The sequence below is a fragment of the Streptomyces flaveolus genome (assembly GCF_014648815.1).
Lineage (GTDB): Bacteria > Actinomycetota > Actinomycetes > Streptomycetales > Streptomycetaceae > Streptomyces > Streptomyces flaveolus.
Map to the genome: position 1 here is coordinate 435,405 of NZ_BMRV01000001.1, position 20,585 is coordinate 455,989.

19 protein-coding genes and 1 riboswitch are annotated in these 20,585 nt (G+C 70.7%); of the genes, 11 read left to right on the forward strand and 8 right to left on the reverse strand.

All coding sequences use genetic code 11. The features are described from left to right. Position 1 precedes the first annotated feature (1 nt). Entirely contained in the window at positions 2-211 is a 210-nt protein-coding gene (locus IEZ05_RS01960; protein WP_189228182.1) for a hypothetical protein, read from the reverse strand. A 133-nt stretch (positions 212-344) separates the two neighbouring features. Here IEZ05_RS01960 and IEZ05_RS01965 point away from each other — a divergent pair, with 133 nt between their 5' ends. Further along, on the forward strand, positions 345-1,319 hold the full coding sequence (locus tag IEZ05_RS01965) for a carbohydrate kinase family protein (RefSeq protein ID WP_189228183.1): 975 nt from the start codon (positions 345-347) through the stop codon (positions 1,317-1,319). A gap of 124 nt (positions 1,320-1,443) precedes the next feature. Here the strand turns inward: IEZ05_RS01965 and IEZ05_RS01970 are convergent, their stop codons facing one another. Then, positions 1,444-2,826: a cysteine desulfurase/sulfurtransferase TusA family protein gene (locus IEZ05_RS01970; protein ID WP_189228184.1), complete on the reverse strand. Its 1,383-nt coding sequence runs from the start codon at positions 2,824-2,826 to the stop codon at positions 1,444-1,446. Between the two features lie 324 nt (positions 2,827-3,150). On the opposite strand from IEZ05_RS01970, the gene ctaC reads away from it, so the two are divergent. The 4 genes from ctaC (at position 3,151) to IEZ05_RS01990 (ending at position 7,639) form a co-directional block, all read left to right on the forward strand. Beyond that, positions 3,151-4,110, forward strand: a complete 960-nt coding sequence (ctaC, locus tag IEZ05_RS01975; protein ID WP_189228185.1) for an aa3-type cytochrome oxidase subunit II — start codon at positions 3,151-3,153, stop codon at positions 4,108-4,110. After that, complete coding sequence (ctaD, locus tag IEZ05_RS01980; RefSeq protein WP_189228186.1) at positions 4,107-5,840, forward strand: aa3-type cytochrome oxidase subunit I; 1,734 nt, start codon at positions 4,107-4,109, stop codon at positions 5,838-5,840. Before ctaC ends, ctaD begins: the two co-directional genes overlap by 4 nt. Next, entirely contained in the window at positions 5,837-6,235 is a 399-nt protein-coding gene (locus tag IEZ05_RS01985) for a cytochrome c oxidase subunit 4 (RefSeq protein WP_189228187.1), read from the forward strand. The genes ctaD and IEZ05_RS01985 overlap by 4 nt, the downstream gene beginning before the upstream one ends. A gap of 129 nt (positions 6,236-6,364) precedes the next feature. Next, positions 6,365-7,639, forward strand: a complete 1,275-nt coding sequence (locus IEZ05_RS01990; protein WP_189228188.1) for a L,D-transpeptidase — start codon at positions 6,365-6,367, stop codon at positions 7,637-7,639. Between the two features lie 133 nt (positions 7,640-7,772). On the opposite strand, the gene IEZ05_RS01995 is transcribed toward IEZ05_RS01990, so the two are convergent. Next, positions 7,773-8,174, reverse strand: coding sequence for a response regulator (locus tag IEZ05_RS01995; RefSeq protein ID WP_189228189.1), 402 nt, complete (start codon positions 8,172-8,174; stop codon positions 7,773-7,775). Between the two features lie 188 nt (positions 8,175-8,362). Here IEZ05_RS01995 and ctaE point away from each other — a divergent pair, with 188 nt between their 5' ends. The 6 genes from ctaE to IEZ05_RS02025 all read left to right on the forward strand — a co-directional run bounded on the left by ctaE (position 8,363) and on the right by IEZ05_RS02025 (position 15,487). Then, positions 8,363-8,983, forward strand: coding sequence for an aa3-type cytochrome oxidase subunit III (gene ctaE, locus IEZ05_RS02000; RefSeq protein WP_029393865.1), 621 nt, complete (start codon positions 8,363-8,365; stop codon positions 8,981-8,983). A 65-nt stretch (positions 8,984-9,048) separates the two neighbouring features. Next, entirely contained in the window at positions 9,049-9,858 is an 810-nt protein-coding gene (qcrC, locus tag IEZ05_RS02005; protein ID WP_189228190.1) for a cytochrome bc1 complex diheme cytochrome c subunit, read from the forward strand. Beyond that, entirely contained in the window at positions 9,855-10,913 is a 1,059-nt protein-coding gene (gene qcrA, locus IEZ05_RS02010) for a cytochrome bc1 complex Rieske iron-sulfur subunit (RefSeq protein ID WP_189228191.1), read from the forward strand. The genes qcrC and qcrA overlap by 4 nt, the downstream gene beginning before the upstream one ends. Beyond that, the gene (gene qcrB / locus IEZ05_RS02015) at positions 10,910-12,547 is read left to right on the forward strand and encodes a cytochrome bc1 complex cytochrome b subunit (RefSeq protein WP_189228192.1); all 1,638 of its coding nucleotides are present in this window, start codon (positions 10,910-10,912) and stop codon (positions 12,545-12,547) included. The genes qcrA and qcrB overlap by 4 nt, the downstream gene beginning before the upstream one ends. A 131-nt stretch (positions 12,548-12,678) precedes the next feature. After that, on the forward strand, positions 12,679-13,743 hold the full coding sequence (gene trpD, locus IEZ05_RS02020) for an anthranilate phosphoribosyltransferase (protein WP_189228193.1): 1,065 nt from the start codon (positions 12,679-12,681) through the stop codon (positions 13,741-13,743). A gap of 84 nt (positions 13,744-13,827) precedes the next feature. Continuing rightward, a riboswitch (SAM riboswitch) is annotated at positions 13,828-13,944 on the forward strand. A 166-nt stretch (positions 13,945-14,110) separates the two neighbouring features. Then, complete coding sequence (locus IEZ05_RS02025; protein WP_189228194.1) at positions 14,111-15,487, forward strand: aminotransferase class V-fold PLP-dependent enzyme; 1,377 nt, start codon at positions 14,111-14,113, stop codon at positions 15,485-15,487. On the opposite strand, the gene IEZ05_RS02030 is transcribed toward IEZ05_RS02025, so the two are convergent. Genes IEZ05_RS02030 through IEZ05_RS02050 form a run of 5 tightly spaced genes read right to left on the reverse strand, consistent with a single transcriptional unit; the run spans position 15,433 to position 20,521 of the window. Continuing rightward, positions 15,433-16,662, reverse strand: a complete 1,230-nt coding sequence (locus tag IEZ05_RS02030; RefSeq protein WP_189228195.1) for a glycerate kinase — start codon at positions 16,660-16,662, stop codon at positions 15,433-15,435. The two genes, IEZ05_RS02025 and IEZ05_RS02030, sit on opposite strands and share 55 nt — an antisense overlap. 10 nt (positions 16,663-16,672) lie before the next feature. Continuing rightward, a complete protein-coding gene (locus IEZ05_RS02035; RefSeq protein ID WP_189228550.1) occupies positions 16,673-18,085 on the reverse strand; it encodes an SLC13 family permease in 1,413 nt (470 codons plus the stop codon). Between the two features lie 60 nt (positions 18,086-18,145). Continuing rightward, entirely contained in the window at positions 18,146-18,811 is a 666-nt protein-coding gene (locus IEZ05_RS02040; protein WP_189228196.1) for a response regulator transcription factor, read from the reverse strand. After that, positions 18,808-20,286 carry a sensor histidine kinase gene (locus tag IEZ05_RS02045; RefSeq protein ID WP_189228197.1) on the reverse strand — a complete coding sequence of 493 codons (1,479 nt, stop codon included), beginning with the start codon at positions 20,284-20,286 and terminating at the stop codon, positions 18,808-18,810. The genes IEZ05_RS02040 and IEZ05_RS02045 overlap by 4 nt, the downstream gene beginning before the upstream one ends. Continuing rightward, the gene (locus IEZ05_RS02050) at positions 20,240-20,521 is read right to left on the reverse strand and encodes a small secreted hydrophilic protein (protein ID WP_189228198.1); all 282 of its coding nucleotides are present in this window, start codon (positions 20,519-20,521) and stop codon (positions 20,240-20,242) included. Before IEZ05_RS02050 ends, IEZ05_RS02045 begins: the two co-directional genes overlap by 47 nt. Between the last annotated feature and the right edge of the window lie 64 nt (positions 20,522-20,585).

The following is a 20,585-nucleotide window of genomic DNA, read 5'->3' on the forward strand; positions in this document are numbered from 1 at the left end:
CCTAGTCGCCGTAGTCCTCCATCGCCTCCAGCAACCGGGCCGACGCCCCCGGCACCCGCACGCCGTGGATCATCGACAGGGGGACGGGGCGGGCGGACACCCGTACGGGCGGTGACCAGCGGGGAGCCATCCGGGCGCAGTCGCCGCGCAGCGACGCCAGATCGCCCTCCAGGTCGGCCGGGGCGGGTGCGACGGTCTTCGGGTTCGTCATAAGGGAACCGTAGGCACGTTCCGGACGGCGTAGGAAGTTCTACTATCGGGTAGTTTCGCCTGCTTCGGAGACGGCGCACCGCCGGGTAGCGTGAACTGTCAACCCCGCCTCCCCGCAGGAGAGAGTCCACGCCGTGCGCATCGCAGTCACCGGCTCCATCGCCACCGACCACCTCATGACCTTCCCCGGCCGCTTCTCCGACCAGCTCGTCGCGGACCAGCTGCACACGGTCTCGCTCTCCTTCCTGGTGGACAAGCTCGACGTGCGCCGCGGCGGTGTCGCCGCGAACATCGCCTTCGGCATGGGCCAGCTCGGCACCCGCCCGGTCCTGGTCGGCGCCGCGGGCTCCGACTTCGACGAGTACCGCGCCTGGCTGGAGCGGCACGGCGTCGACACCGACTCGGTGCGCATCTCCGAGACGCTGCACACCGCCCGCTTCGTCTGCACGACCGACGCCGACCACAACCAGATCGGCTCCTTCTACACGGGCGCGATGAGCGAGGCCCGCCTCATCGAGCTCAAGACCGTCGCCGACCGCGTGGGCGGCCTCGACCTGGTCTCCATCGGCGCCGACGACCCCGAGGCGATGCTCCGCCACACCGAGGAGTGCCGCGCCCGCTCCATCCCCTTCGCCGCCGACTTCTCCCAGCAGATCGCCCGGATGAACGGCGACGAGATCCGGATACTGCTGGACGGGGCGACCTACCTCTTCTCCAACGAGTACGAGAAGGGGCTCATCGAGACCAAGACCGGCTGGACGGACGAGGAGATCCTCGGCCGCGTCGGCCACCGCATCACCACCCTCGGCGCACGGGGCGTGCGGATCGAGCGGGCCGGCGAGGCGACCATCGAGGTCGGCGTCCCGGACGAGGAGCGCAAGGCCGATCCCACGGGCGTCGGCGACGCCTTCCGCGCGGGGTTCCTGTCGGGGCTGGCGTGGGGCGTGTCGCTGGAGCGGGCGGCCCAGGTCGGCTGCATGCTCGCCACGCTGGTCATCGAGACGGTGGGCACGCAGGAGTACCAGCTGCGGCGCGGGCACTTCATGGAGCGGTTCACCAAGGCGTACGGGGACGAGGCCGCCGTCGAGGTGCAGGCGCACCTGCGCTGACGTCCTGAGCGGGGCGACTACGGGGCTGCCCCGGAGGTGCGTCGTCGGGTGCGGGTGTGCGGGGGCTGGTCGCGCACACCCGGCGGTAGCCGCATGTCGGTACAGCCCCGCGCCCCTGGGTGGGTCAGCTGGTCCGGCGGACCAAGTACGCCGTTGCCTCTTCCGCCTGCTCCTCGCCGATGTACTCCTGCCCCCGCATCTCGCACCACGCCGGGATGTCCAGGCGGGCCGCCTCGTCGTCGGACAGGACGCGGACCGTGCCGCCGACGGGGACGTCGCCGATGACCTTGGCCAGTTCGATCACCGGGATGGGGCAGCGGCGGCCGATCGCGTCCACGACGAGGTCGGCCGCCGTCTCCCGGACGGCCTCCGTCCCCGTCGGCGCCCCCAGCTTCTCCCGGACCGCGGCCACCGTGCCCGGCAGCACCTCCAGGAACCGTTCGACGTCCTCGGCGGATGTCCCCGGCGGCAGGGACACCCGGACGTTGCCCTCGCTGAGCACGCCCATCGCCCTCAGGACGTGGCTCGGCGTCAGGGTGCTGCTCGTGCAGGACGAGCCCGACGAGACCGAGAAACCCGCCCGGTCCAGCTCGTGCAGCAAGGTCTCCCCGTCGACATAGAGACACGAGAAGGTGACGACGCCGGGCAGCCGGCGCCCCGGATCGCCGACCACCTCCACGTCCGGCACCAGCGCCGGCACCCGTGCCCGGATCCGCTCCGTCAGCTCGCGCAGCCGGGCCGCCTCCTCGGCCGCCTCGGCCCGCACCGCCCGCAGCGACGCCGCCGCGGCCACGATCGCCGGGAGGTTCTCGAAACCGGGCGCCCGGCCCGACTCCCGCTCGTCCCCGGGCCCTTGCGGCGCGAACCGCACACCCTTGCGCACGACCAGCAGCCCGACCCCCGACGGCCCGCCCCACTTGTGGGCGCTCGCCGCGAGCAGCGACCAGTCGCCCGCCACCTTCCCCCAGCCCAGCGACTGGGCCGCGTCCACCAGCAGCGGCACCCCCGCCGCCCGGCAGGCCTCCGCCACCTCCGCCACCGGCTGCTCGGTGCCCACCTCGTGGTTGGCCGACTGGAGACAGGCCAGCGCGGTGTCGCCGCCCAGGGCCGCCGCGTACGCCGCCGGGTCGACCCTCCCCGTCCGGTCCACGGGGACCTGGGTGACGGTGCCGCCGCTCTGCTCGTGGACCTCGGCAGCGTGCAGCACGGAGGAGTGTTCGACCGCTGACACGATCAGGTGGCCTCCGACGCGCCTCCGTCCCGCCAGCGCTCCGGCCACCCCCGCGTGCACCGCCCGCGTCCCCGAAGGGGTGAACACCAACTCGTCCGCCCGGCACCCCACCGCCTCGGCGGCGGCCTCCCGGGCGGCATCGAGCAGCAGACGGGCCCGCCGCCCTTCCCGGTAGAGCCGGGCAGGATCGGCCCACCCCTCGTCGAGCGAGGCCAACAGGGCCTGCCGGGCGACGGGATGAAGGGGAGCAGCGGAAGCAGCATCGAAGTAGGCCACACAGCAACGCTATGACGTCCCGTGCCGATGCGCCCCGAAGGGGTGCGGGGCTGTGTCCGACATGCGGCTCCGCCGCGTGGGCGCGCACCACCACGACGCACCGTCAGCCGCCGAACAACCGCAGCTCCCACCTCCGTAGGCCCTCGTCCCACCCTTAAAGAGTGACCCCCGGCGCGTATGCCACCCTCCCCGCGACCCCCCGGAGGGCGTCGGCTAGGGTTTGGTCCGCATAAACATCAAACCCCTGCCCGACGCAGGGCGGCGACCGACCAGCGAGAAGGCCGCAGCCGAACAGCGCGGGCGAGACTCTCGGGAAGGCGCTACGTGAGTCCCAACGGCTCCGACCGCTCGCCGCGGCGCCCGATGCGGCGGAAGCTGCTGCAGGCACTGACCGCGGGCCTGGTCCTGGCGACCGCCACCGGTTGCACATACAAGGACTTTCCCCGCCTTGGCATGCCCACCCCGACCACGGAAGAGGCTCCGCGGATCCTCTCCCTGTGGCAGGGTTCGTGGGCCGCCGCGCTCGCCGTCGGCGTGCTGACGTGGGGCCTGATCCTGTGGTGTGCATTCTTCTACCGGCGCAGCCGCACCAAGGTCGAAGTTCCTCCGCAGACCAGGTACAACATGCCCATCGAGGCGCTGTACACCATGGTTCCGCTCATCATCGTCTCGGTGCTGTTCTACTTCACCGCTCGTGACGAGTCCGAGCTCCTGAGCCTCAAGAAGAAGCCCGACGTCACGGTGAACGTGGTCGGCTTCCAGTGGAGCTGGTGCTTCAACCACATCGAGGACGTCGCCGGTTCCACCGGTGACGCCCAGACCTCCAAGGAACTGGAAGCGATTCCGAACCGGTTCAAGGAGGACTTCCCGGCGAACGCCGGCGGTGTCTACGACTGCGGCACCCCCGGAACGCGGAACCCGCAGACCAACAACCCGGGCCCGACCCTCTGGCTTCCCAAGGGCAAGACGGTCCGCTTCGTGCTGACCTCGCGCGACGTCATCCACTCCTTCTGGGTGGTGCCGTTCCTGATGAAGCAGGACGTCATTCCGGGCCACACCAACGCCTTCGAGGTGACCCCCAACAAGGAGGGCACCTTCCTGGGCAAGTGCGCCGAGCTGTGCGGCGTGGACCACTCCAGGATGCTGTTCAACGTGAAGGTCGTCTCCCCGGAGCGCTATGAGCAGCACCTCCAGGACCTCGCGAAGAAGGGGCAGACCGGTTACGTTCCCGCCGGCATCGCGCAGACGAGCCACGAGAAGAACCGGGAGACGAACAACCTGTGAGCATCCTCAACGAACCCCAGGGTGCCGCGGCAGGGTCCCACTACGAGGACGAGCTGCCGGTCCGGCGCCAGAGGCGTGGTGAAGTGGTCGTCAAGTGGCTGACCACCACGGACCACAAGACGATCGGTACGCTGTACCTGGTCACGTCGTTCGCGTTCTTCTGCATCGGCGGTGTGATGGCGCTCTTCATGCGCGCCGAGCTGGCCCGCCCGGGTCTGCAGATCATGTCGAACGAGCAGTTCAACCAGGCGTTCACGATGCACGGCACGATCATGCTGCTGATGTTCGCGACGCCGCTGTTCGCCGGATTCGCCAACTGGATCATGCCGCTCCAGATCGGCGCGCCGGACGTGGCCTTCCCCCGGCTGAACATGTTCGCCTACTGGCTGTACCTGTTCGGCTCGACCATCGCGGTGGGCGGCTTCCTCACCCCGCAGGGTGCGGCCGACTTCGGCTGGTTCGCCTACTCGCCGCTGTCCGACGCGGTGCACTCGCCGGGTATCGGCGGTGACCTGTGGATCATGGGTCTGGCCTTCTCCGGCTTCGGCACCATCCTCGGCTCGGTCAACTTCATCACCACGATCATCTGCATGCGTGCCCCCGGCATGACGATGTTCCGCATGCCGATCTTCACCTGGAACGTCCTGCTGACCGGTGTGCTGGTCCTGCTGGCCTTCCCGGTGCTGGCCGCGGCCCTGTTCGCGCTGGAGGCGGACCGCAAGTTCGGTGCGCACGTCTTCGACTCGGCCAACGGCGGAGCGTTGCTGTGGCAACACTTGTTCTGGTTCTTCGGGCATCCAGAGGTGTACATCATCGCGTTGCCGTTCTTCGGCATCGTCAGTGAGATCATCCCGGTCTTCAGCCGCCGCCCGATGTTCGGTTACATGAACCTGATCGCGGCCACCATCGCGATCGCGGGTCTGTCGGTGACCGTGTGGGCGCACCACATGTACGTGACCGGTGGTGTGCTGCTGCCGTTCTTCTCGTTCATGACGTTCCTGATCGCGGTCCCGACCGGTGTGAAGATCTTCAACTGGATCGGCACCATGTGGAAGGGCAGTCTGTCCTTCGAGACGCCGATGCTGTGGACGATCGGCTTCCTGATCACCTTCACCTTCGGTGGTCTGACCGGCGTCATCCTGGCCTCGCCGCCGATGGACTTCCACGTCTCCGACTCGTACTTCGTGGTGGCGCACTTCCACTACGTCGTCTTCGGCACCGTGGTCTTCGCGATGTTCGCCGGCTTCCACTTCTGGTGGCCGAAGTTCACCGGCAAGCTGCTCGACGAGCGCCTCGGCAAGATCACCTTCTGGACGCTGTTCGTCGGCTTCCACGGCACCTTCCTGGTCCAGCACTGGCTGGGCGCCGAGGGCATGCCGCGTCGCTACGCCGACTACCTGGCGGCCGACGGCTTCACCGCCCTGAACACGGTCTCGACGATCGCCTCGTTCCTGCTCGGCATGTCGATCCTGCCGTTCTTCTACAACATCTGGAAGACGGCCAAGTACGGCAAGCCGGTCGGCGTGGACGACCCGTGGGGCTACGGCCGCTCGCTCGAGTGGGCGACCTCCTGCCCGCCGCCGCGGCACAACTTCCTCACCCTGCCGCGCATCCGCAGCGAATCCCCGGCGTTCGACCTGCACCACCCGGAGATCTCCGCGCTCGACCAGCTCGAGAACGTCGGTCACGGTGAAAAGACCCTCGCTGGCGGCAAGGAGGCCGGCAAGTGAAGATCCAGGGCAAGATTTTCCTCTGGCTGAGCCTCTTCATCCTCGCCGTCGCCGTCACGTACGGCGTGTGGGCGAAGGAGCCGGCCGGCGCCACGGCCCTCTTCCTGGCCTTCGCCCTGTGCCTCATGATCGGCTTCTACCTGGCCTTCACGGCCAAGCGGGTCGACGTCGGGGCGCAGGACAACAAGGAAGCGGACGTCGCCGACGACGCCGGCGAGGTCGGGTTCTTCAGCCCGCACAGCTGGCAGCCGCTGGCCCTCGGCATCGGCGGAGCCCTCGCCTTCCTGGGCGTGGCCGTCGGCTGGTGGATCATGTACTTCTCGCTGCCGGTCATCCTGGTCGGCCTGTGGGGCTGGGTCTTCGAGTACTACCGCGGTGAGAACCGCACCCAGTAACACGCGCTGAGCGCACAGGGGCCCGGACACTCCGTCAGGAGCGTCCGGGCCCCTTCGTCTGCCGTACCCCGGTCACTCGTCCGGATTACCCACCGTGCCGCCCTTGACGTCGCTCCCTAGCGTGAGGGCATGAGCAACACGGTTCACTTCCAGGCGCGGGGGCGTACGGTCGTCGGCTGCACCCTGCTGGTGATCGCTCTCGGCGTGAGCGTCACCGCCTGCACGGGCGACGACAACCCGCTGTCGGCCACGCCCTACGACGCGGCCGGCCAGATCTCCTTCAACGGCCCCACGGACGCCGGGAAGAAGGCCGACCCGGACAAGCCCCTGGAGGTCGTCGCCGAGGGCGCCGACGGGCGCATCACGGACGTCACGGCCGTGGACGCCGCGGGACGCTACGTGGCGGGCGAACTCTCCGCCGACGGGTCCCGCTGGCACAGCACCTCCCCGCTGGCCGCAGGCGCCCGCTACACGGTGCGCGTCAGCACCGAGGACGGCGACGGCGCACCCGGCCGCAAGGTCCTCACCTTCGAGACCGGCAAGCCCACCACCAAGAAGACGCTGGACGTCACCTTCGGGCCCAAGGCGGGCGCGTACGGCGTCGGCCAGCCCATCACGGCCGAACTGAGCCAGCCGGTCGCGGACAAGGCCCAGCGGGCCGTGGTGGAGCGCGCCCTGAAGGTGCAGTCGACGCCCGCGGTGCAGGGCGCCTGGTACTGGGTGGACGACAAGAAGCTCCACTACCGGCCCCAGGAGTACTGGCCCGCCCACGCCACCGTCCAGGTCCGCAGCAACCTCGACGGCATCAAGATCGGTGACCGGATGTGGGGCGGGAAGGCCAAGTCCCTGACCATCACCACGGACGACCGCGTCGTCGCCGTCACCGACGCCTCCACGCACACCCTGACGGTCTACCGGGACGGTGAGGAGGTCCGGCAGGTCCCCGTCACCACGGGCAAGCCCGGCTTCGAGACCCGCAACGGCGTCAAGGTCGTGCTGGGCAAGGAGCCCTTCGTACGCATGCGCAGCACCACCGTCGGCATCGCCGAGGGCTCGTCGGAGTCCTACGACCTGCCGGTGTACTTCGCCACCCGGGTCACCTGGAGCGGCGAGTACGTGCACGCTGCCCCCTGGTCCGTCGGCTCCCAGGGCTCCGCCAACGTCAGCCACGGCTGCGTCGGCATGAGCACCGACAACGCCGAGTGGTTCTTCGGCGAGGTCCAGGAGGGCGACGTCGTCCAGGTGATCAACTCGGACGGCGAGACCATGGAGCCCTTCGGTAACGGCTTCGGCGACTGGAACCTGGACTGGACCAAGTGGCGCCAGGGCAGCGCCCTCACGGGCGGCGCGGCCAACGGCGCCGGTACGGGAGAGCAGGCCCGCCTGCGACCGGAGAGCGTGTGAAAACGCCGCTGGGGGCCGCGCCCCGAAAGGGGCGCGGGGCTGTGTCGATATGCGGCTGCGCCGCGCGGGCGCGAGCAACCACGACGGCGCCGCGGCCGCCGAGCAGCCCGCACCCCCGCCCCCTGAGGCGCCCTTAAACGCCCTGCAGCCTCTTCTCCCGCAGCAGCGAAGCCAGCGCACCCGCGAACTCCACCGGCTCCACCGGCGACGCCACAGCGGCCTCCGCACGGCTCCAGGTGGCCAGCCAGGCGTCCTGCGGCCGGGCGATGAGCAGCAGCACCGGCGGGCAGTGGAAGATCTCGTCCTTGATCTGCCGGCACAGGCCCATGCCGCCCATGGGGACGGCCTCGCCGTCCAGGACGCAGACGTCGATCCCGCCCTTGTCCAGCTCCCTGATGACGGCGGCCGGGGTCGCGCACTCCACGAACTCGACCACGGGCACGTCCGGAGCCGGCCGGCGACCGGTCGCGAGCCGCACCTGTTCGCGGGTGTTGGAGTCGTCGCTGTAGACCAGCACCGTGGCGGTCGCCTGCATGCTTCCTCCGATACGCGGTGGAGACTGTCGTGCCCGTTGCGCCGGATGCTACTCCCTTGAACAGCCCGTCAACACTGGTTCGGACACGGCTTCGACGGGCCGTTCGATGGGCCATACGGGCACTACAGAGGGGGCGAACACACCGAACGGCACCCCCCGGGGTGAGGGCGGGATAAGCGACCGACATAATGTCGGTCGTGGCGACAGCAACGACAGTAGAAACCGGGCACGCGCACCCGTCGGTCAACCGGCCGAACCTCACCAGCGTCGGAACCATCATCTGGTTGAGTTCCGAGCTGATGTTCTTCGCGGCCCTCTTCGCGATGTACTTCACCCTGCGATCGGTGACCGGCCCGGACTTCTGGTCCGAGAAGGCCGACGCGCTGAACTTCCCGTTCTCCGCGACGAACACCACGATCCTGGTGCTCTCCTCCCTCACCTGTCAGCTCGGCGTGTTCGCCGCCGAGCGCGGTGACGTGAAGAAGCTCAGGATGTGGTTCATCGTCACCTTCGTGATGGGTGCGATCTTCATCGGCGGTCAGGTGTTCGAGTACACCGAGCTGGTCAAGCACGAGGGCCTCTCGCTCTCGTCGGACCCGTACGGCTCGGTGTTCTACCTGACCACCGGCTTCCACGGACTGCACGTGACGGGCGGCCTCATCGCCTTCCTGCTGGTCCTCGGCCGCACCTACGCGGCCCGGAGGTTCACCCACGAGCAGGCGACCGCGGCCATCGTCGTGTCCTACTACTGGCACTTCGTCGATGTCGTCTGGATCGGCCTCTTCGCCACGATCTACATGATCAAGTAGTCGCGGCAAGCACCCGCGCAATACCAGAAGCATCGACGCAGAAGATCCTGACACCGGGGTAATCCGTGAAAAAGCTCTCCGCACGACGACGCCATCCGCTGGCGGCGCTCGTCGTCCTACTCCTCGCGCTGGCATGCACCGGGGGGCTGTACGCCGCGTTCGCGCCCGCGGGCAAGGCGCAGGCCGATGAATCCGCCCAGTCCCTCGCCATCGACGAGGGCAAGAAGCTCTACGCCGTCGGCTGCGCCAGCTGCCACGGCACCGGGGGTCAGGGCACCACCGACGGTCCGAGCCTGGTCGGCGTCGGCGCCGCCGCCGTCGACTTCCAGGTGGCCACCGGGCGTATGCCGGCCCAGCAGCCGGGCGCGCAGGTCCCGGACAAGCCGAACCTCTACTCGCAGGCCGAGATCGACCAGCTGGCGGCCTACATCGCCTCGCTGGGTGCCGGTCCGGCCATCCCGACGGAGGAGAAGTACGGCCCGGAGGGCGCGGACATCGCCAAGGGCGGTGAACTGTTCCGCACCAACTGCGCCCAGTGCCACAACTTCACCGGCAAGGGCGGCGCGCTGACGCACGGCAAGTACGCGCCCAGCCTCGAGGGTGTCGACCCGAAGCACATCTACGAGGCCATGCAGACCGGCCCGCAGAACATGCCCTCCTTCCCCGACACGACCATGTCGGAGCAGAACAAGAAGGACATCATCGCCTACCTGAACGCGGTCAACGGTGACGAGACCGTCAGCCCCGGCGGTCTGTCGCTGGGCGGCCTCGGGCCGGTCAGCGAGGGCCTCTTCGGCTGGATCTTCGGCCTCGGTGCCTGCATCGCCGTCGCCGTGTGGGTCGCCGCCCGGACCGCAAAGGCCAAGAAGTCATGAGTAGCCAAGACATTCCAGAAGAGAACCTGCCTGCTGAGCAGGGCACCCCGCACGGTGCGGTGAAGGTCGCGGACGAGGACCACCCGTTCGCCGACCCGGGGCTGCCGCCCCACGAGCACCGGATCCAGGACATCGACGAGCGGGCCGCCAAGCGGTCCGAGCGCGCGGTCGCGTTCCTGTTCACCTTGTCGATGCTGGCCACCGCCGGCTTCATCGCCTCGTTCGTGGCGATCCCGCACGACAAGTCGATCTACGTCTTCCCGTTCGGGCACGTCAACGCGATGAACTTCGCGCTCGGCCTGACGCTGGGCGTGGCGCTGTTCACGATCGGTGCGGGCGCCGTCCACTGGGCGCGCACCCTGATGTCCGACGAGGAGGTCGCCGACGAGCGTCACCCGATCGAGGCGTCCCCCGAGGTCCGTGCCAAGGTCCACGCGGACTTCAAGCAGGGTGCCAAGGAGTCCGTGATCGGGCGCCGCAAGCTGATCCGCAACACGATGCTGGGCGCGCTCACCCTGGTGCCGCTCTCCGGTGTCGTCCTGCTGCGTGACCTCGGCCCGCTGCCCGGCACCAAGCTCCGCCACACCCTGTGGTCCAAGGGCAAGCTGCTCGTCAACATGAACACCAACGAGCCGCTGCGTCCCTCCGACGTCGCCGTCGGCTCGCTGACCTTCGCCAAGCCCGAGGGCCTGGAGGAGCACGACGAGGAATTCCAGAACGAGATCGCCAAGGCCGCCCTGATGATCGTCCGGATCCAGCCGGAGAACATCAAGGACAAGCGCGAGCTCGAGTGGTCGCACGAGGGCATCGTCGCGTACTCGAAGATCTGCACCCACGTGGGCTGCCCGATCTCCCTGTACGAGCAGCAGACGCACCACGTGCTGTGCCCCTGCCACCAGTCCACCTTCGACCTCTCCGACGGTGCCCGGGTGATCTTCGGTCCCGCCGGTCACGCCCTGCCGCAGCTGCGCATCGGCGTGAACGACGAGGGCTATCTCGAGGCGCTCAGCGACTTCGAAGAGCCCGTCGGTCCTGCTTTCTGGGAGCGCGGATGAGCACGACAGCGACCAACGAGTCCCGCTCACGCGGGAAGGCACCGGCCGGCGAACGTGTCGCCGACTGGGCCGACGGCCGGCTCGGGATCTACTCCCTGGCCAAGGCCAACATGCGCAAGATCTTCCCCGACCACTGGTCGTTCATGCTCGGCGAAGTGTGCATGTACAGCTTCATCATCATCATCCTCACGGGTGTGTATCTGACGCTGTTCTTCCACCCTTCGATGAACGAGGTCACGTACCACGGTTCGTACGTGCCGCTGCAGGGCCAGCTGATGAGCGAGGCGTACGCCTCGACGATGAACATCAGCTTCGACATCCGGGGTGGTCTGCTCATCCGGCAGATCCACCACTGGGCGGCGATCATCTTCCTCGCCGGCATGTTCGTGCACATGATGCGCGTCTTCTTCACCGGTGCGTTCCGCAAGCCGCGTGAGGTCAACTGGCTGTTCGGCTTCCTGCTGTTCGTCCTCGGCATGTTCACCGGTTTCACCGGCTACTCGCTCCCGGACGACCTGCTCTCCGGCACCGGTGTCCGCTTCACGCAGGGCGCGATCCTGTCCGTGCCGATCGTCGGCACGTACATCTCGATGTTCCTGTTCGGCGGGGAGTTCCCCGGCCACGACTTCGTGGCCCGGTTCTACTCGATCCACATCCTGCTGCTGCCGGGCATCATGCTCGGCCTGATGGTGGCCCACCTGATCCTGGTCTTCTACCACAAGCACACGCAGTTCGCGGGTCCCGGCAAGACCAACAACAACGTCGTCGGCATGCCGCTGCTGCCGGTGTACATGGCCAAGGCCGGAGGCTTCTTCTTCCTGGTCTTCGGTGTGATCGCGGCCGTCGCCGGCCTCGTGTCGGTCAACCCGATCTGGAGCATCGGCCCGTACCGGCCCGACCAGGTGTCGACCGGAGCCCAGCCCGACTGGTACATGGGCTTCGCCGAGGGTCTCGTCCGTGCCATGCCCGGCTGGGAGATCAACTTCTGGGGTCACACGCTCGTCCTGGGTGTGTTCGTCCCGCTGCTGATCTTCGGTGTCTTCCTCGCGGCCATCGCCGTCTACCCGTTCATCGAGTCGTGGGTGACCGGCGACAAGCGCGAGCACCACATCCTGGACCGGCCGCGCAACGCCCCGACCCGTACGGCCATCGGCGTCGCCTGGGTGACGGCGTACATCATCATGCTGATCGGTGGTGGCAACGACATCGTCGCCACGCACTTCCACCTGTCGATCAACGCGGTCACCTGGTTCGTCCGGATCGGGTTCTTCGTCGGCCCGGTCATCGCCTTCGTGATCACCAAGCGGATCTGCCTCGGCCTTCAGCGCCGCGACAAGGACAAGGTGCTGCACGGACGCGAGTCCGGCATCATCAAGCGCCTGCCGCACGGTGAGTTCATCGAGGTGCACGAGCCGCTCAGCCAGGGCGCGCTGCACACCCTCACGTCGCACGAGCAGTACAAGCCGGCCGAGATCGGCCCGACGGTCGACGAGAACGGCGTCGAGCGCAAGCCGAAGGGCTCGGAGAAGCTCCGCGCCAAGCTCAGCAAGGCGTACTACGGTCCGGAGTCGCAGATTCCGAAGCCGACCGTCGAGGAGTACAAGGAGATCACGAGCGGCCACGGCCACCACTGACCCTCCAGCGTCGCCACACCACGGTCGAAGGGCCCCGTCCGGTCTGCGGACGGGGCCCTTCGCCGTGCCCGGGGGCTGGATAGGGTGGGACCACACTCCCTTTCCACGATGCACACGATCAGGAGCGGCTCATGAGCGCTGTGACCCCCGCTGGAGGCGACATCGCGGCGGGCCGCTCCTGGCCCGCCCTGCTGAACGGGCTGCTGGACGGCCGGGACCTGTCCGTCGACGACACCGCCTGGGCGATGGACCTGATCATGCGCGGCGAGGCGACCGACGTGCAGATCGCCGGGTTCGCGACGGCGCTGCGGGCCAAGGGCGAGACCGTCGACGAGATCTCCGGCTGCGTGCGGTCGATGTACGAGCACGCGCACGTCATCGAGGTGCCCGGGGAGACCGTCGACATCGTCGGCACCGGCGGCGACGGCGCCAAGACCGTCAACATCTCCACCATGTCGGCCATCGTCATCGCCGGCACCGGCGCGAAGGTCGTCAAGCACGGCAGCCGTGCCGCCTCCTCGGCGTCCGGCGCGTCCGACGTGCTGGAGAAGCTCGGGGTCAATCTGGAGCTGACCCCGAAGCGGGTGGCCCAGGTCGCCGGGGAGGCCGGGATCACCTTCTGCTTCGCCGTGAAGTTCCACCCCGCGCTGCGTCACGTGGCGACCGCGCGCGGCCAGCTGGGCGTGCGGACCGTGTTCAACTTCCTCGGGCCGCTGACCAATCCGGCGAAGGTGAAGGCCCAGGCGGTCGGTGTCGCCGACCCCCGGATGGCCCCGATCATCGCGGGGGTGTTCGCCGAGCGCGGCAACTCCTCGCTGGTGTTCCGCGGCGACGACGGCCTGGACGAGCTGACCACGACCTCCACCTCCCGGGTCTGGGTCGTGCGGGACGGCACGGTGACCGAGGAGACCTTCGACCCCCGGGACGTCGGCCTCGAACTGGTGCCGGTCGAGGCGCTGCGCGGCGCCGACGCCTCCTACAACGCCGACGTCGCCCGCCGTCTGCTGGCCGGCGAGCCGGGTCCCGTCCGGGACGCGGTGCTGCTGAACTCGGCGGCGGCCCTGGTGGCCCTGAAGCCCGGCGACGGACCGCTGACCGAGCGGATCCGGGCCGGCATGGAGCAGGCCGCCGAATCCATCGACTCCGGCGCGGCCAGGCGGACCCTGGAGCGCTGGGTGGCCGCCAGCAACGCGTAGGTCCCGGCCCGGGACAGTGACGTCCGTCCCGCGATCCGGACTCGGGTTGCGGGGCGGCGATCACTTCACGTACGTTCCTTCCCAGGTCATGAGTGACAGTCATGAGGCCCCGGCCGACTGTCCGGCAACCCTCCGTCCGTGGCGGGGTGCCCCGGGTGAAGACCAGGTCGTGGACAGCAAGGTTCACGGCAAGCGCGGACCCCTCGCGAAACCAGGGGTCCTGGGTCGTTCGAGGGAGTCTCCCGTGAATCAGCGAATGCGATAGGGCCGCAGAGCCCCGCCTCCGCATCCCCTTTTCCTTTCCGTCCCACGCTCGAGCCGTGCGCGCTCGCGTGGCGATGACCTCTGCCTTCACGGGAGTACCGCCATGTCCGTCTCCGCCGTCGCCGCCGACCAGTCCGTCTGTGCCCCGCTGCCCGTTCTGGGCCGGGATGTCACCGTCCCGCTCGTCACCGGCGGCGAGGTCACCTACGCCGCGCTCGACTACGCCGCCAGTGCGCCCGCGCTCCAGCGGGTCTGGGACGACGTCGCCGCCTACGCCCCGTACTACGGCAGCGTGCACCGCGGCGCCGGGTACCTCTCGCAGCTGTCGACCGACCTGTTCGAGAACGCCCGGAAGACCGTCGCCGAGTTCCTCGGCTGCCGGGACGCCGACCAGGTGGTGTTCACCCGGTCCACCACCGACTCCCTGAACCTGCTCGCCGCCGCCCTCCCGGCCGGCTGCCGGGTCTTCGTCTTCGAGACCGAGCACCACGCCTCGCTGCTGCCCTGGCGGGACGCGGACGTGACCTACCTGGACGCCCCGCGCACCCCGGCCGAGGCCGTCGAGACCCTGGAGCGCGCCCTCGCCGCCCGCGAGCCCTACGGGCCCGCCCTGGTCTGCGTCACCGGCGCCTCCAACGTCACCGGCGAGCTGTGGCCGGTCCGTGAGCTGGCCGCCGCCGCGCACGCGCACGGTGCCCGGATCGTGCTGGACGCCGCCCAGCTCGCCCCGCACCACCCGCTCGACGTCCGTGACCTCGACGTCGACTGGGTCGCCTTCTCCGGGCACAAGCTGTACGCCCCCTTCGGCTCCGGCGTCCTCGCCGGCCGCGCCGACTGGCTGCGCGAGGCCGAGCCGTACCTCGCGGGCGGCGGTGCCAGCCGCAGCGTCAGCCGGCGCGCGGACGGCGGCGTGGACGTGCAGTGGCACGACAGCGCCGCCCGCCACGAGGCCGGGTCGCCCAACGTCATCGGCGCCTACGCCATCGCCTCGGCCTGCAAGGCGCTCACCGAGGCCGGGTTCGACACGCTGGTCGCCCGCGAGGAGTACCTGATCCGCAAGGTCCGCGAAGGGCTCGCCGAGGTGCCCGAGGTCCGGGTCCTGTCCCTCTTCGGCGACGACGCCCCCCGCGTCGGCGTCCTCTCCTTCGTCGTCGACGGCTGGAACAGCTCCCACTTCGCCGCCGCCCTGTCCGCGGAGTACGGCATCGGCGTGCGCGACGGCCTGTTCTGCGCCCACCCGCTGGTGCGCACCCTGCTCGGCAGCGACCCGCAGACGCAGGGCGAGTGCGGCGCCCCCGAGGCGGCTCCGGGGGAGAAGTCCCTCAACGCCATCCGGGTCAGCTTCGGCGCGGGCACCCCGGACGAGCACGTCGAGCGGTTCGTGCACGCCGTCAAGGAGCTGGTGAGCGACGGCGCCCGCTGGAACTACCGCACCGAGGACGGTCGTTGCGTGCCGGACACGTCCGCCGCCGCTGCCTGAGTCTCCCGTACCGGCGCTGTCGTCCGGCCCGGCAGGCGTGCGCCCAGCACGATCATCCGCAGCGCCCGTTCCGTGGCGTCGGTGAGGAGCTCCGCGGCCCGCACCAGCGCCTCCGCCAGGGCCATCGGGGCGGGCAGGATGCCGTGGCAGGCGTCCACTCCCGGCACCTCCTGCGCGCCGTGGCCGAGGGTGCCGGCCAGGGCGAGGACCGGACGGCCGGACAGCTTGGCCCGCCGGGCCACCTCGGCCGGTACCTTGCCGCGCGGTGTCTGGTGGTCCAGGGCGCCCTCGGCGGTGAGCACCAGGTCGGCGCGGGCCAGGCGGGCGTCCAGGTCGAGGTGGTCGAGGAGCACGTCGAAGCGGGGCAGCAGCCGGGCGCCGGCGGCGGCCAGCCCCGCGCCCAGGCCCCCCGAGGCGCCGGTGCCGGGGCCGGTGCGCAGGTCGGTGCCGGTGACGCCGAGGTCGCGGGTGAGGACGCGCGCCCAGTTCTCCAGGCCGGCCGACAGGTGCTCGACCTGCGCGGGCGTCGCCCCTTTCTGCGGGCCGAACACCCGGGCCACGCCCCGCTCCCCGCACAGCACGTTGTACGGGTTGCAGGCGACGAGCAGCTCGGTGTCCTTCAGGCGGGCGTCCAGACCGGACGGGTCGACGCGGGCCAGGCGGGTCAGCTCCCGCCCGCCGGGCGGGAGTTCGAAGCCGTCGGCGTCCAGCAGCCGGGCCCCGAGCGCCTGGAGCGCGCCCGCGCCGCCGTCGGACGTACCCGAGTCGCCGCAGCCGACCAGGACGCGCCGCACCCCGGTGCCGAGCGCGGCGCGGATCAGCTCGCCGACGCCGTACGTCGTCGTGGCGCCCGGGTCGCGCAGGGCGCGGGGGACCAGGGACAGCCCGGCGACCGCGGCCATCTCCACCACCGCCGTGTCCCGGGTGCCGAGCAGCGCGAAATGGGTGCCGAGGACGTCCCCGACCGGGCCGGTGGCGGGGAGCGCGACCAGCCGTCCGCCGGTCGCCGCGGCCAGCGCGACGGCCGTGCCCTCGCCGCCGTCGACCAGCGGGATGCGGTCGATCTCGGCGGCCGGCAGCACCCGGCGGACGCCCGCCGCGATGGCGTCGGCGGCGGCCTGGGCGGACAGGGACTCCTTGAAGCCGCTGGGGGCGACGACGACACGGTTCAGCACGGAGGACTCCTCAACGGGTCACGGGCACGCCGAGCAGCGGCCAGACGGCGGTGGCGAAGAACAGCACGAGCACAGCGGTCAGCGGGGCCAGGACGGCCGACAGCCGCAGCAGGTCCCGCGGGGTGTAGGTGGGGACGCCGGGGACCTCGGCGAAGAGCGCGACCGGCTTGGCGGACGCCGGGAGGGTGTGGCAGAAGCCGGCGGCGGCGGTGGACGCGAGCGCGGCGGCGACGGGATTGACCCCGGCGCCCACGGCCGCGGCGATCACCAGGGGAACCAGGACGGAGGAGCGGGCCGAGCGGGACTGCAGCACCAGGTGGGCCGCCGTGCTCACCGCGACCACGACCCCGAGGAAGACGGCCGGCGCCACCTGGGAGGGCAGCCCCGACACCAGCCACCTCGCGGCACCGGAGTCGGCGAGCGCGACGCCCATCGCCATGGTCGCCGCCATGAACAGCAGCAGCGACCAGGGCACGGTCCCCAGCGCGTCCTTGAGGCGGACGGTGCCCAGCGCGGGGGAGGAGGCGACGACCGCGCCGATCAGCGCCACCACCGCGGGCGGCACGTGGTGCAGCGGCTCGCTGCACCACAGGGCCACCACCGTGGCCAGCAGCAGGGCGCAGCGCTTCTCCGCCTGCGTCCAGGCACCCGTGACGGGGCGCTCGCTGTGCCGCTGTATCTCCTCGGCGGTGATGTGTACCGGGCCGGCGCGGTCCGCCCGCCGAGTGGTCGTCAGCAGCACGGCCTCCGCGGCCAGATGGGAGGAGACCACCGCCGGCGGCAGGCCCAGCAGCAGCCACCGGGTGAAGCCGATCCGCTCCCCGGTCGCCTCCCACAGCACCGACACGGTGATCAGATGCGCGCCCGCGCCGATCAGAGTCGCCACCGCCGACAGCAGGATCACGGTGGGAAACAGCAGCGCCAGCATCACCACCAGTCGCCTCCGGTCGGCGAGCGCCTTGGCGAGGGCGAGGAACACCGGCAGCGCGAGCGCCGCCCGCCCCGAGGTGGCCGGCACCGCGAACGCCGTCACGACCAGGGCGGCCGTCGTCAGGTGGACCAACTGCCTGACCGTGCGCGCCCCGCCGACCAGGAACACCGCAGCCCGCCCCGCGAGCCCGGTCCGGGTCACCGCCGCCGCCAGCACGAAGGCGCAGATCAGCAGCCAGACGGTGTCGTCCCCGAGGGTGCCGAAGAGCGTGTCGCTGCTGATCACGCCGGTCGTGGTCAGCGCCAGCCCGGCGCCCAGCGCGATGTAGGTGTCGTCGATCGGCGTGCCGATCCAGGCGCAGGTGGCCAGCGCGAACACGGCCAGGGTGAGCCGCGCGTCGCCGCCCAGGGCGGGAAAGCCGGCGGGAACCGCCAGCAGTGCGCACAGGGACAGCGCCACGCACAGGGCCGCCGCGAGGCGGAGGTTCGGCATCACGTCATCGAGGGTTCTCCCGCGCGGTGAGCCGTCGATGAGCCGCGCATGAAGGGAACTTCACCGGCCCGGCAGCCGGTACCCCATCCCGCGCACGGTCTCCACCTGGTGCGCCCCGAGCTTCTTGCGCAACGCCCGTACGTACACGTCCACGATGTTGGACCCGGGGTCGAAGTCGTAGCCCCACACGTGCGACAGGATCTGTTCGCGGGACAGCACCTGACCCGGGTGCCGCAGGAACAGCTCCAGCAGCACGAACTCACGGGCCGTCAGGTCGACGGTGCGCTCCCCGGTGCGGGCCCGGCGGCTGCGCAGGTCCAGGCTGAGCGTCCCCGACCTCAGCACCGTCACCTCCGGTGCCCGGGCCGCCGTACGCAGGCGCAGCCGGACCCGGGCGAGCAGCTCCTCGAAGCGGAACGGCTTGGTCATCCAGTCGTCGGCGCCGCCCTCCAGGCCGGCCACCGTGTCCCGTACGGAGTCCCGCGCGGTGAGCACGATCACCGGGGTCGTCACCCGGGACTCGCGCAGCTCGCGCAGGACCGTGAAGCCGTCCCGGCCGGGCAGCCCGATGTCCAGGACGACCAGGTCGAAACGGCCGGTGAGCGCGTGCTCGAAGGCGGCGTCGCCGTCGGTGACGACGGTGGGGGTGAAGCCGTTGGCGCGCAGGCCCTTCTGCACGAAGGACGCGATGCGCTCCTCGTCCTCGACGATGAGGATGCGGTTCATGGGCGTGCCTCTTCCGGACAGTCCAGTGTGAGTACGAAGGTGGCTCCGCCGCCCTCGGTGGTGCGCAGGGCGACCCGGCCGCCGTGGCCCTCGGCGATCGCCCGGACGATCGACAGGCCGAGCCCGGCGCCCGACCCGCGCACCCCGCGCCGGGCCGTGCCGCGCCGGAACCGCTCGAAGATCACCCCGGCGTCCTGCGGCTGGACCCCGGGCCCGGAGTCGGCGACGTACAGCTCGATCCGGGTGCCGTCGGTGCGGGAGCCGATGCGGATGGTCTGGCCGGTGGTGGTGTGCTGCACGGCGTTCTGCGCGAGCTGCACCATGGCCTGTGTGATCCGCTGGGGGTCGAGCCGGGCCGCGCGGTCGGCGACCCCGTCCAGCACCCAGTCCCGGTCGCCGAGGGTGCGGGCCTTGACGTAGACGTCGGCGGTGAGCTCGGCGAGCTGCACCGGCTCGGGGGAGACGAAGTCGGGGCGTTCGGCCCTGGCGAGCAGCAGCAGGTCCTCGACGATGCGGCTCATCCGGTCCAGTTCGTCGGTGACCAGGCGGACGGTCTCCTCGCGCTCGGCCGGATCGTCGCCCATCAGCTCCAGGTGGCCCCGCACGATGGTGATCGGGGTGCGCAGCTCGTGGCCCGCGTCATCGACGAACCGGCGCTGGGCGGCGAAGGCGCGCTCCAGCCGGTCGAGCATGCCGTTGAAGGTCTCCGCCAGGGCCGCCACGTCGTCGTGGCCGTGCACCGGGATGCGCCGGGTCAGGTCCTGCTCGGTGAGCTGGGCGGCCGTCGTGCGCACCAGCCGCACCGGTCTGAGGATCCGGCCGGCGACCACCCAGGCGATGCCCGTGGTCATCAGCAGGGCCACCCCCGAGATGGCGAGCAGGACCCGGAACACCTCGTCCGCGCGGGCCTGCTCCCGTCCGGGGTGGAAGGCGACGACGAACGCGGCCGCCGGCTCGCCGCCGTACCGGGCCACGGTGACCTTGGCCCACCGGATCTCGCCCTCCGGCCGGTCCAGGGTGCCGGTGGAGCCGGACGCGGCGTGGATGCGGCGCCGGGCGTCGGCGTCCCGGTGCAGGGGCAGGGCGACCGGGATCTCGCGCTGCTGGATGATCTGCGTGGGCCTGCCGCCGGCCTCGCCCACCAGGCCGACCAGCTCCTCGTCCAGGTCGGCGTACTGGCGCTCCAGGAAGACCTTCAGCAGCCGCTCCGGGTCGGTGAAGGGGCGGCCGGTCTCCGGGTCGAAGCCCTGCTCCTCGAAGTTGGCGAACTCGCCGGCCTCCTGCGCGAGCAGCTGGTCGATCCGCTGGTCGGTGTCCCGCAGCAGGATCGAGCGGGTCGTCGCGGCCACCGAGGCGAGGGCGACCGCCATCACGAGCAGCAGCCAGAGCAGGATGCGGACCCGGGCCGATATCCGGCGGCGCTCGCGCTCACCCGTCGTCGCCGGCCCCGTCGTCGGTGCCCCGGTCGTCGTCATCGTCGCCATCCGAAGGGCCGTCGGTGACCGGCGGCCGCGTCACCACCTGGTCGCTGGGCGTCGGCTCGGGTGAGGCGGAGGCCGGGTCCGCAGTGGGGGAGCCGCTCTCCAGCTCCACCTCGGCCGGGACCCTGGGCTCCTGCGGACTGTCGGTCAGGGCGAAGCTGGTCGCGGCGATGCCGAGCGGGATCAGGACGACGGCCGCGAGGGCCGCCATCCGGCGGGAGAAGACCATGCCCCGGATTCTGCGCGGGGCAGCCGGCGGCCCCGATGAGTCCCGCGTGAAGAACTCTTCATGA